Source organism: Grimontia celer (assembly GCF_900055185.1).
GTDB lineage: Bacteria > Pseudomonadota > Gammaproteobacteria > Enterobacterales > Vibrionaceae > Enterovibrio > Enterovibrio celer.
In genome coordinates this window covers 1-571 of sequence record NZ_FIZX01000047.1, presented here as the reverse complement: position 1 = coordinate 571, position 571 = coordinate 1, and the positions used below count along the sequence as shown (strand labels likewise).

The 571-nt window shown below is 37.1% G+C and carries 2 protein-coding genes; both read left to right on the top strand.

The genetic code is table 11. From position 1 onward, the window contains the following. Nucleotides 1–23 precede the first annotated feature (23 nt). Nucleotides 24–275 carry a PTS sugar transporter subunit IIB gene (locus GCE9029_RS25355; protein ID WP_062667987.1) on the top strand — a complete coding sequence of 84 codons (252 nt, stop codon included), beginning with the start codon at nucleotides 24–26 and terminating at the stop codon, nucleotides 273–275. A gap of 30 nt (nucleotides 276–305) precedes the next feature. Then, a partial coding sequence (locus GCE9029_RS25350) for a PTS transporter subunit IIC (RefSeq protein WP_306455721.1) occupies nucleotides 306–571 on the top strand: 266 nt, incomplete at its 3' end.

Sequence of the window (571 nt, the reverse complement as noted above, 5' to 3'; positions counted from 1 at the left end):
ATAACTCTACAGAGAATGACGATATGAAAAAAATAATGGTTGTGTGCGGAAACGGTCTTGGTACTTCATTAATGATGGAAATGGCAGTTAAGGAAGTAGCTAAGAAAATTGGTCTTGATGCAGAAGTTGATCATGAGGATCTATCATCAGAAGCATCAAGTAATGCTGATATTTGGGTAGCGGCTACTGATGCTGCAACGCACTTAGCAGACGCCGGTAAAGTGCATATTGTTAGCCTAGCGAATATTTTTGATAACGCTTCAATTAAAGCGTAACTAAAAAAATTCATCTAAGGAATAAATACCATGGCTAACTTTTTCGAATTTATGCTTGGCTTATTAAAAGAGCCCGCAATCATGGTTGGTTTAATAGCATTCATTGGCCTTATTGCTCAAAAAGCTGATATTTCAACCATTTTAAAAGGCACTATTAAAACCGTAATGGGTTTCCTAATTTTAGGGTTTGGTGCTGGTGCTTTAGTAGGCGCATTAAATAATTTCTCCACTGTATTTACAGAAGCTTTTGGCGTAAGTGGTGTTATCCCAAATAACGAAGCAATTGTTGCTCTAGC